This is a genomic window from Brevundimonas sp. UBA7534 (assembly GCF_002479325.1).
Lineage (GTDB): Bacteria > Pseudomonadota > Alphaproteobacteria > Caulobacterales > Caulobacteraceae > Brevundimonas.
In genome coordinates this window covers 38113-47882 of record NZ_DLMO01000066.1, presented here as the reverse complement: position 1 = coordinate 47882, position 9770 = coordinate 38113, and the positions used below count along the sequence as shown (strand labels likewise).

General features: G+C 66.8%; 11 protein-coding genes. 10 read left to right on the top strand and 1 reads right to left on the bottom strand.

The window, feature by feature from the left end:
* Positions 1 to 279: 279 nt before the first annotated feature.
* A complete protein-coding gene (nhaA, locus tag B2U11_RS05090) occupies positions 280 to 1524 on the bottom strand; it encodes a Na+/H+ antiporter NhaA (protein ID WP_292070359.1) in 1245 nt (414 codons plus the stop codon).
* Positions 1525 to 1773: 249 nt separating this feature from the next.
* On the opposite strand from nhaA, the gene B2U11_RS05085 reads away from it, so the two are divergent.
* From B2U11_RS05085 to B2U11_RS05040, 10 genes are all read left to right on the top strand, one after another.
* Positions 1774 to 3219 carry a protein adenylyltransferase SelO family protein gene (locus B2U11_RS05085; RefSeq protein ID WP_292070358.1) on the top strand — a complete coding sequence of 482 codons (1446 nt, stop codon included), beginning with the start codon at positions 1774 to 1776 and terminating at the stop codon, positions 3217 to 3219.
* Between the two features lie 111 nt (positions 3220 to 3330).
* On the top strand, positions 3331 to 3858 hold the full coding sequence (locus B2U11_RS05080; protein WP_292070357.1) for a DUF2975 domain-containing protein: 528 nt from the start codon (positions 3331 to 3333) through the stop codon (positions 3856 to 3858).
* A 10-nt stretch (positions 3859 to 3868) separates the two neighbouring features.
* Positions 3869 to 4102 carry a helix-turn-helix domain-containing protein gene (locus tag B2U11_RS05075; protein WP_292070356.1) on the top strand — a complete coding sequence of 78 codons (234 nt, stop codon included), beginning with the start codon at positions 3869 to 3871 and terminating at the stop codon, positions 4100 to 4102.
* A 138-nt stretch (positions 4103 to 4240) separates the two neighbouring features.
* On the top strand, positions 4241 to 4663 hold the full coding sequence (locus tag B2U11_RS05070) for a DoxX family protein (RefSeq protein WP_292070355.1): 423 nt from the start codon (positions 4241 to 4243) through the stop codon (positions 4661 to 4663).
* 149 nt (positions 4664 to 4812) lie between these two features.
* A complete protein-coding gene (locus tag B2U11_RS05065; protein WP_249749754.1) occupies positions 4813 to 5292 on the top strand; it encodes a MerR family transcriptional regulator in 480 nt (159 codons plus the stop codon).
* A gap of 2 nt (positions 5293 to 5294) precedes the next feature.
* Positions 5295 to 7079 (top strand): acyl-CoA dehydrogenase C-terminal domain-containing protein, encoded by a 1785-nt coding sequence (locus tag B2U11_RS05060; protein WP_292070354.1) that lies wholly within the window; start codon positions 5295 to 5297, stop codon positions 7077 to 7079.
* A 239-nt stretch (positions 7080 to 7318) separates the two neighbouring features.
* Complete coding sequence (locus B2U11_RS05055; protein WP_292070353.1) at positions 7319 to 8482, top strand: acyl-CoA dehydrogenase family protein; 1164 nt, start codon at positions 7319 to 7321, stop codon at positions 8480 to 8482.
* A gap of 43 nt (positions 8483 to 8525) precedes the next feature.
* On the top strand, positions 8526 to 8783 hold the full coding sequence (locus B2U11_RS05050; protein WP_292070352.1) for a type II toxin-antitoxin system Phd/YefM family antitoxin: 258 nt from the start codon (positions 8526 to 8528) through the stop codon (positions 8781 to 8783).
* The gene (locus B2U11_RS05045; protein ID WP_039244790.1) at positions 8780 to 9040 is read left to right on the top strand and encodes a Txe/YoeB family addiction module toxin; all 261 of its coding nucleotides are present in this window, start codon (positions 8780 to 8782) and stop codon (positions 9038 to 9040) included. The genes B2U11_RS05050 and B2U11_RS05045 overlap by 4 nt, the downstream gene beginning before the upstream one ends.
* Positions 9037 to 9756 (top strand): 16S rRNA (uracil(1498)-N(3))-methyltransferase, encoded by a 720-nt coding sequence (locus B2U11_RS05040; RefSeq protein WP_292070351.1) that lies wholly within the window; start codon positions 9037 to 9039, stop codon positions 9754 to 9756. Before B2U11_RS05045 ends, B2U11_RS05040 begins: the two co-directional genes overlap by 4 nt.
* Positions 9757 to 9770 lie beyond the last annotated feature (14 nt).

The following is a 9770-nucleotide window of genomic DNA, read 5'->3' as shown; positions in this document are numbered from 1 at the left end:
GACCGAAGGCGGCGGCGCCGACGACGGCGGCGGACACGGTGGTCCTGAGATGGTTGATGCGGCGCATGAGGCGTCCTCCCGGCTCTAGAGGCCCGGTCGCGCGGGGCGACCGCGGCGTTTCCTTGTTCCCTTGGCGACCCGGCCCTTGCGTGGGGACGAGTTCAGTATCGCGAGGCTAAGCCCGCTTCGCGCCGCGGGACAAGCGAGCGTTGTTCGCCGCGACGATTTTTCGCCCTACTTCGCCGATCTGTGACACGGAAGAGACAGAAAATCCTGACCTTAGGTCAGTTTTTGCACGCCATGTCCCTGCAACGGCTCGACATCGGGCTCCTCGGCGGCGGGGTCGGCCTCCCGGCCGCGGCCGGCCAGGGCCAGCACCACGGCGGCGGCGACCGCCGACAGGATCGACCCGCCGATGACGCCCAGCTTGACCTCGATCTGCTCGGGCGAATCGACCGCGCCGGGGAAGGCCAGCACGCCGATGAACAGGCTCATGGTGAAGCCGACGCCGCACAGCAGCGACACGCCATAGACCTGCATCCAGCTGGCGCCGCTGGGGCGCGCGCCGATCTTGAGCGCCGAGGCCAGCCAGGCGGCGGTCAGGACGCCGGCCTGCTTGCCCAGGAACAGGCCCAGGGCGATGGCAATGACCAGGGGCGCGAACGCCTGTTCCATCGACAGGCCGGAGAAGGACACCCCGGCCTTGGCGAAGGCGAACAGCGGCAGGACCAGATAGGCGTTCCACGGGTGCAGATCGTGCATCGCCTCCTTCAGCGGGCTCTGGTGCGTCTCGCGACGGGCCTTGATCGGCACGATGGCGGCGAAGGCCACAGCGGTCAGCGAGGTGGACAGGCCCGAGATGACCGTCAGATACCAGACCGCCGCGAAGCCCAGCACCCAGAAGGGCGCCGGAATCTGGAACCGGCGGGCGGCCACGGCGCCCAGCAGCAGCATGGCCGCGGCCCACAGCAGCGGCATCCAGTTGACGCCCTCGCTGAACAGCACCGCGATCAGGGCGATGGCGCCCAAGTCGTCGACGATGGCCAGGGTCAGCAGGAAGATGCGCAGCGACGAGGGCAGGCCCTTGCCCACGAAGCCGAAGATGGCCAGGGCGAAGGCGATGTCGGTGGCCAGCGGGATGGGCCAGCCCTGGTGCGGCGCCCCGATCAGGCCGGTCAGCGCCAGATAGACCGCCGCCGGTCCCGCCATGCCGCCCAGCGCGGCCAGCACCGGCGTCGCCAGCTTCTTGGGATCGCTGAGCTCGCCGCGCAGGATCTCGTATTTGATCTCCAGACCGACAACCAGGAAGAAGATGGCCATCAGGCCTTCCTTGATCCAGTCGGAAATCGTCTCCTCCAGCCGCAGCGGCCCGATCTGGAGCACGTGATAGCTTTTCAGCCAGGTGAAATAGTCCGCCGACCAGGGCGAGTTGGCCACCAGCACCGCGGCGATCGCCGCCAGCGCCAGGGCCGAGCCGGACGCGGCCTCGGTCTTGAGGAAATCGAGCGTGAGTTTGCGCGCCACGGCGGCCTCCGGTCTTGATCTGCTGAAGCTGTCGCGGCGCCAGGTTATCGACGGGCGCCGGACCGGGTTCGCCGCCTTCCCGAGGGAGGCGACGCCGGCCTGGCCGTCCCGGCGAACGCCGTACGACCTGATCTCTGCCGGAGATAATACGGCTCCACGCTCAAGGTTCAACCGCCGGGGCGTCTTTGACGCCAGGCAAAGACGCGACGTCCGCTTGCGCCCGGCGTCCGAGCGACGCACCTAGCGACCATGCCCGTATCCCCCGCCTACCGCCCCGAACCCCGCGTCTTCGACCTGGGCCCCGACTACGCCGATGCGGTGACGGCGGCGGACTTTCCCCAGACGATCCTGCGCCTGCGCAACGACCGCGCCGCCGCCGAGGTGGGGCTGGAGACCCTGAGCGACGCCGAATGGATCGCCGCCTTCGGCCGGTTCCAGCCCCTGCCCGGCCAGCCCGGCCCCATCGCCATGCGCTATCACGGCCATCAGTTCCGCACCTACAATCCCGACCTGGGCGACGGCCGCGGCTTCCTGGCCGCCCAGCTGCGCGAAACGCCTCAAGCCGCCGCGCTCCGCGAGCGCGGCGATAGGCCAAGACTGATGGACCTGGGGACCAAGGGGTCCGGGCGGACGCCCTGGTCGCGCGGCGGCGACGGTCGGCTGACGCTGAAGGGCGGGGTGCGCGAGGCGCTGGCGGCGGCGATGCTGGAGGCCTTGGGGGTCCCGACCAGCCGCGCCCTGTCCTTGATCGAGACCGGGGAGTCGCTGGAGCGCGGCGACGAACCCTCGCCCACGCGCTCGGCCGTGCTGGTGCGGCTGTCGCACAGCCATGTCCGCTTCGGCACCTTCCAGCGCGCCGCCTATCTGGGCCGCAAGGATCAGATCGAGGCCCTGGTCGAGCACGTGCGCGCCCTCTACCACCCGCAGGTCGCGGCCGGAGACGCGCCGGGCCTGCTGGCCGCGATCGTGGACGCCTCGGCGCGGCTGACGGCGCGCTGGATCGCCGCCGGCTTCGTCCACGGGGTGTTGAACACCGACAATCTGAACGTCACGGGCGAGAGTTTCGACTACGGCCCGTGGCGGTTCCTGCCCTTCTATGATCCCGGTTTCACCGCCGCCTATTTCGACCAGACCGGCCTTTACGCCTTCGCCCGCCAGCCGGAGGCGGTGTTCTGGAACCTGACGCAGCTGGCCGGCTGCCTGAAGCTGGTCGCCGAGGGGGAGCCGCTGACGGAAGCGCTGAACGGTTTCGGCCCGACCTACATCCGGGAACTGCGGGCCGTCTTCCTGATGCGTCTGGGCGTGCTGAGCCTGGGCGAGGCGGCGGACCAGCGGCTGCTGGATGCGACCCTGGCTCTGCTGCGGGAAGGCGGGGAGGCGCTGCGGTGGGAGCCGCTGTTCTTCGACTGGTTCGGCGGCTTCGCCTCCTCGGCCCGCGCCCTGTCCGGCCCGCGCGCCAAACTCTATCAGGGGGAGGCCTTCGACACCTTTCGCTTCGCCCTGATGGCGCACGAGCCCGACCGGATAGAGCGGCTGGAGCATCCGATGTTCGCCGCGCGCGAACCCGAGGAGATGCGGATCGAGGAGGTCGAGGCGATCTGGTCCGCGATCGCCGCCGCCGACGACTGGGCGCCTTTCCAGGCCAAGCTGGCCCGCCTGGAGGCCGCACGCACGGCCTGGGGTTTCGCGACCTGAACCTTACAAAAGCTTCATCTCGTTTATCGATATTTCCCTTGCTCGATATTCGATAAATCCATATCGATTGTCGCCATGAAGCCGCGGAGGGCGGCGCGAGAGGGCTATCGGATGAAACTCGTCGGCAAATATTCCGTCGCCAGCGGCCTGCGCTGGCTCATGGGTCTCGGCAATGTCTTCGTCATGCTGGCCGCCCTGCTGATGGGGCTTTGCCTGATCGTCAGCTTTATTTCTCCGGACTTCGCCGCCGGTTTCATCGACGGGATGAGGCGCGTGGAGAGGGATCCGCAAACGGCCTTGGGCCTGGCCGAACGGCTGACCATCCTGGGCGCCTTCCTCGCCTGCGGCTTCACCTGGTGGATCATCAACCGCCTTCGCCGCATCCTGCTGGCGGTGAACCAGGGCGACGCCTTCGAGTTCGCCAACGTCGCGCGATTGCAGGCCGTTGGCCTGGGCCTGCTTGGCATTCAGCTGACCGCCCTGATGCTGTCGCTGGTGGCGCCCCATGCGATCGGCCAACCCGCCTCGGACTATCAGTTCGATCTGGGCTCGTGGCTGGGAATCCTGGTCGTCTTCATCCTGGCCGAGGTGTTCCGGCAGGGGGCGGCGATGCGCGACGAACAGCTGACCACGGTCTGAGGAGCGCCCCATGATCCTGATCCAGCTCGACCGCCTGCTGCTCGAACGCCGCATGTCCCTGACCGAACTGTCCGACCGGGTCGGCGTGACGATGGCCAACCTGTCGATCCTGAAGACCGGCAAGGCCCGCGCGGTGCGCTTCTCGACCCTGGACGCCCTATGTCGCGAACTGGAGTGTCAGCCCGGCGACCTGATCGTCCAGACGCCCGGACCGCACCCCGAAACGGAACCGTCACGCGACTGAAACAATAAGTCATCAGTTGATGTCATCAGCTGATGTCATCGCGTGATGACAAAAATCGCGAGCGTCGCTATAGGACCTCTTGCGCAGGGCGGCCGGCAATCCGATATCGCCACTGTTGCGAATTCAGGCGCTCTCACGATGACCACGACCACCCTTCCCGTTTCCTCCCCCCGGGCGCGCAGCCGCGCCGCCTACCGCAACATCGCCCTCTGGACCCTGCAGGGTTGGCTGGCGATGTTCTTCATCGCCGCCGGCTACGCCAAGCTGACGGAGTCGATGACCAATCTGATCACCCTGCTGGGGTGGCCCGCCGTCGCGCCCGAAAACCTGGTGCGCGGTCTCGGAGTGGTCGAGATCGTCCTGGCCCTCGGCGTTCTGTCCCCGCTCCTGTCCTGGCGCCTGTTCCGCCCGGTGCTGCTGACCTCGGCGGTCGGCCTGGCCGGGCTGGAGATCGCCATGCTGACCATTCACGGCCTCAGCCAGGATTTCGGCCTGGCGGCGGTCAACGCCGTCCTTCTGGCCTTCACCGTTTCGGTGCTGCTGGGTCGCCGCAAGGCCTGACCCCTCCCCCAGCCGGCGGCGCCGACAGGCCCGGAACCACCCCCCCGGTTCCGGGCCTTTTCATGCGTGAGGGAGCGGGGCGCAGACCTTACCCTTACGTGCGCGTAAAGACGCTTCCCTTTACGCGCACGTAAAGTTATGAAGGCGGCATGGCGACCGCCGACGATCATCGCACCTATTCCATCCGCCAGCTGTGCCGCGAGTTCGGCGCGACGGCGCGCGCCCTTCGCTTCTATGAGGACAAGGGCCTGCTGACGCCCGCGCGCAAGGGCCAGACCCGCGTGTACGACGCCCGCGACCGGGCCCGGCTGAAACTGATCCTGAGGGGACGCCGCATCGGCTTCACCCTGCAGGAGATCCAGGAGATGATGGATCTCTATGACCGCAAGGATCACAACGTCCACCAGATGGCCGTGGCCCTGGTCCGCCACCGCGCCCAGATCGAGGCGCTGAAACAACAGCTGGAAGACATCGAGGGCGCCATCGAGACGGCCGAGGAGGCCTGCGCCTGGATGGAGTCCAAACTGTCCGAACACCGCCCGGACCTGCTGCCGGGCGCCGAGGACTATGAGCGGCTGCTCAAGTCCCGCCTCAACCACGACCACCACCCGTTCAAAGCGAGAGCGTAATCATGGCCTACAAGGCGCCCGTCCGCGACTTCACCTTCATCCTGAACGAGGTGCTGGAGATCGACCGCTACACCAACCAGCCCGGCTTCCAGGACGTCTCGTCCGACCTGGTCGGCCAGATCCTGGAGGAAGGCGCCAAGTTCGCCGACGAGGTCATCGCCCCCATCAACAACCCCGGCGACAAGGAAGGCTGTCACTGGGCGCCGGGCGGCGTCGTGACCGGCCCCAAGGGCTGGAAGGAAGCCTACAAGGCCATGTCCGAGGCCGGCTGGATGGCGCTGGCCGCCGATCCGGAATACGGCGGCCAGGGCATGCCCAGCGTCGTCGCCTCGGCCTTCGGCCAGATGACGGCCGGCGCCTCGGCGGCCTTCTCCATGTATCCGGGCCTGACGTCGTCGGCCTACGCCGGCATCCACGCCAGCGCCTCGGACGAGATCAAGCAGAAGTACCTGCCCAAGATGGTGTCGGGCGAATGGTCGGGCACCATGAACCTGACCGAGCCCCAGTGCGGCACCGACCTGGGCATGGTCCGCACCAAGGCCGTGCGCAACGACGACGGCAGCTTCTCGATCACCGGTCAGAAGATCTGGATCTCGGCGGGCGAGCACGACTTCTCGGACAACATCATCCACACCGTCCTGGCCCGGATCGAGGGCGCGGTCCCCGGCATCAAGGGGCTGAGCCTGTTCGTGGTGCCGAAGTACCTGGTCAACGAGGACGGCTCCCTGGGTGAGCGCAACAGCCTGGAATGCGCCGGCCTGGAAGAGAAGATGGGCATCCACGGCAACGCCACCTGCGTCATGCAGTACGACGGCGCCAAGGGCTGGCTGCTGGGCGAGGAAGGCCGCGGCATGAACAACATGTTCGTGGTCATGAACGAGGCGCGCCTGGGCACCGGCCTGCAAGGGCTGGCCATCGGCACGGCCGCCTATCAGGCCGCCGTCGACTTCGCCAAGGACCGCCTGCAGGGCCGCAGCCTGACCGGACCGAAGAACCCGGACGGCCCGGCCGACCCGATCATCGTCCACCCCGACGTGCGCCGGATGCTGCTGGAGGCCCGCGCCTTCGTCGAGGGCGGACAGGCCTTCATCCTGTGGACCGCGCTCCACGCCGACCTGGAAAAGTCCGAAGACGAGGCCGTGGCGACCAAGGCCAAGGATTACATGGGCCTGCTGACCCCGGTGCTGAAGGCCTATCTGACGGACAAGGGTTTCCACGTCGCGTCCCTGGCCATGCAGGTGCACGGCGGTTCGGGCTATACCGAACACTTCCCCGCCAGCCAGTATCTGCGCGATGCGCGGATCACCATGATCTACGAAGGCGCCAACGGCATCCAGGCGCTGGACCTGGTGGGCCGCAAGCTGCCGTCGAACGGCGGCCGGGCGATCATGACCTGGTTCGGCGAGATCGACGCCTTCGTCGCCGAGAACGGGTCGAACGAGGCCATCAAGCCCTTCGTCGACGGCCTGGCCGACGCCAAGGCCAAGCTGCAGGACGGCACCATGTGGCTGATGCAGAACGGCATGGCCAACCCGGACAACGCCGGCGCCGCCTCGACCGACTATCTGAACATCTTCGGCCTGACGGCGCTGGCCTATATGTGGGCGCAGATGGCCAAGGCGGCGCAAGCCCAGATCGAGGCCGGCTCGACCGACCCCTATTACGCCACCAAGCTGCAGACCGGCCGCTACTTCGTCGAACGCATCCTGCCCGACGCCGGCGCGCACCTGAAGAAGATGAAGACCGGCGCCGAGGTGCTGATGGCCATGCCGGCGGAGGCGTTCTGAAGACTGTGACGGCCTGTCCTGTCTGCAAATGGGAACTGGATTTCGAACCGACACAGTCGTTCGAAATCTGCCCCTGCTGCGGGACACACTTTGGTTACGATGACGCCAAGGCGACACACGCCGAGCTTCGTCAGAAATGGATTGCGGCTGGCCTTCATTGGTGGTCGCAATCCACGCCAAGACCTGACGGTTGGGACGCAGAAGCCCAACTGCAATCATAGAGACAAGGGACGAAACCGATGAACGTGCTGGGCAGCCCCGACCCCGACTTCATGCGTGAAGAAGAGATCACCCTCTTCTCCGACAGCGTCGGCAAATGGATCGACCAGCATGCCCCGCTGGAGAAGGTCCAGAAGTGGATCGCGGACTCCAGCGTCCCCCGCCAGCTGTGGAACGACGCGGGCGAGGCCGGCCTGCTGGGGTTGAGCCTGCCGGAAGAGGACGGCGGCTTCGGCGGCGACTATCGCCACGAAGTCGCGCTGATGCGCCAGCTGGGCTGGAAGGGCGCGGACCACTTCGGCATCTCGCTGCACAATGCGATCGTGATGCCCTACATCTGGCATTACGGCACCGAGGAGCAGAAGCAGCGCTGGCTGCCGCGCCTGCAGTCGGGCGAACTGGTCGGCGCCATCGCCATGACCGAACCGGGCGCCGGCTCGGACCTGCAGGGCGTCAAGACCACGGCCATCAAGAGCGGCAACGGCTATGTGGTGAACGGCTCCAAGACCTTCATCACCAACGGCCAGCTGGCCAATTTCATCATCGTGGTGGCCAAGACCGACCCGGCCGAGGGCGCCAAGGGCACGTCGCTGATCGTGGTGGAAACGGACGGCGCCGAGGGCTTCGAGCGCGGCCGCAACCTGCACAAGATCGGCATGGAGGCCAACGACACCTCCGAACTGTTCTTCAATGACGTGAAGGTCCCCGGCGACAACATCATCGGCGGGACCGAGGGCCAGGGCTTCGTCCAGCTGATGCAGCAGCTGCCGCAGGAACGGCTGAACATCGCCGTCCAGGGCGTCGCCGCCGCCGAGCGCGGGCTTGAGGCGACCCTGGCCTACGTCAAGGAGCGCAAGGCGTTTGGGAAACGCGTCATCGACTTCCAGAACACCCAGTTCAAGCTGGCCGAGGTCAAGACCAAGCTGACCGTCGCCAAGGTCTTCGTCGACCACTGCATCGGCCTGCACCTGAAGGGCCAGTTGGACGCCGCCACCGCCTCCATGGCCAAATACTGGGTGACAGACATCCAGGGCGAGACCATCGACGAGATGCTCCAGCTGCACGGCGGCTATGGCTACATGAACGAATACGCCATCGCCCAGCTGTACAAGGACGCCCGCGTCCAACGCATCTACGGCGGCACGAATGAGATCATGAAGCTGCTGATCGCGCGGACGCTGTGACAGCCCGCTTGCGCGAATGTACAGAAATCTGTACATTCGCGCCATGAACGCGATGTCCGTCACCGAACTCCGCAAGAACCTCGCCTCGGCCATCGACCGGGTGACGGCGGATCATGACTACACCATCATCACGCGCGAAGGCGGGAAGCCGGCTGCGGTGCTGATGTCCTTGGAGGACTTCGCGTCCTGGCAGGAAACCGAGTATCTGCTGCGCAGCCCGGCGAACGCCGCGCGGTTGCGTGAGGCGATCTCCGAACTCCATGCGGGCGGCGGTCAGGTTCGCGAACTGATCGAAGAATGAAGCTGACCTTCCAGACCTACGGGTGGGAGGATTACCTTCACTGGCAAGATCATGATCGAAAGATGCTGCGAAAGCTCAATCGGCTGATCATGGAATGCCAGCGGACGCCTTTTTCCGGGACTGGAAAGCCAGAACCGTTGAAGGGCGATTTTGCGGGATGGTGGTCGCGGCGCATCGACCAGGAACATCGCCTCGTCTATCGCGTGACCGACGATGCGCTTTTGATCGCCCAATGCCGCTACCATTACGACCGATGATCCGCCTTCACGTTACATCGCCGCTCGCCGCCGCCGCTCCCGTCGCGCCCACGCTGGACCAGTCGCGCTATCTGACTCAGGTCATGCGGCTGAAGGCCGGGGACGATCTGCTGGCGTTCAACGGGCGCGATGGGGAGTGGCGCTGCACCGTCGCGGAAGTGCTGAAGAAGGGCGTGATCCTGCGCGCCGAGGAACAGGTGCGACCCCAGACCTTCGGTCCCGACCTGGAGCTGATCGTCGCGGTGGTGAAGAAGGCGCGGGTCGAGACCATCGTGGAGAAGGCCGCCGAACTTGGCGCGCGCCGGGTGCGGTTGGTCCTGACGAAACGCACCAACGCCGACCGCATCCGCCTGGACCGGCTGGACGCCATCGCCGAGGAAGCCGCCGAACAGACCGGGCGGATGGACGTGCCCGCCGTCGATGATCCGATCAGGCTGGACGCCCTGCTGGACGGCTGGGAAGCCGGGCGGCGGCTGATGTTCTGCGACGAGACCGGCGGGGCGCCGGCGGTGGCGGCGCTGACGGCGGCCGGCCCGGGCCCCTGGTCCATTCTCATTGGGCCGGAGGGCGGCTTCTCGCCGGAAGAGGGCGAGCGGCTGCGATCCCTGCCCTTCACCACCGCCGTCTCGCTGGGCCCGCGCATCCTGCGCGCCGACACCGCCGCCATCGCCGCCATGACCCTGTGGCAGGCGGCGCTGGGCGATTGGGAACGATAAGTGTCGCTGATGCT

Excerpts from the sequence above, each read along its gene's own strand:
- B2U11_RS05045 (WP_039244790.1), top strand. The coding sequence starts at position 8,780 with ATGAAGCTGACCTTCCAGACCTACGGGTGGGAGGATTACCTTCACTGG.
- B2U11_RS05085 (WP_292070358.1), top strand. The coding sequence starts at position 1,774 with ATGCCCGTATCCCCCGCCTACCGCCCCGAACCCCGCGTCTTCGACCTG.
- B2U11_RS05050 (WP_292070352.1), top strand. The coding sequence starts at position 8,526 with ATGAACGCGATGTCCGTCACCGAACTCCGCAAGAACCTCGCCTCGGCC.
- B2U11_RS05080 (WP_292070357.1), top strand. The coding sequence starts at position 3,331 with ATGAAACTCGTCGGCAAATATTCCGTCGCCAGCGGCCTGCGCTGGCTC.
- B2U11_RS05070 (WP_292070355.1), top strand. The coding sequence starts at position 4,241 with ATGACCACGACCACCCTTCCCGTTTCCTCCCCCCGGGCGCGCAGCCGC.
- B2U11_RS05065 (WP_249749754.1), top strand. The coding sequence starts at position 4,813 with ATGGCGACCGCCGACGATCATCGCACCTATTCCATCCGCCAGCTGTGC.
- B2U11_RS05040 (WP_292070351.1), top strand. The coding sequence starts at position 9,037 with ATGATCCGCCTTCACGTTACATCGCCGCTCGCCGCCGCCGCTCCCGTC.
- B2U11_RS05060 (WP_292070354.1), top strand. The coding sequence starts at position 5,295 with ATGGCCTACAAGGCGCCCGTCCGCGACTTCACCTTCATCCTGAACGAG.
- B2U11_RS05075 (WP_292070356.1), top strand. The coding sequence starts at position 3,869 with ATGATCCTGATCCAGCTCGACCGCCTGCTGCTCGAACGCCGCATGTCC.
- B2U11_RS05055 (WP_292070353.1), top strand. The coding sequence starts at position 7,319 with ATGAACGTGCTGGGCAGCCCCGACCCCGACTTCATGCGTGAAGAAGAG.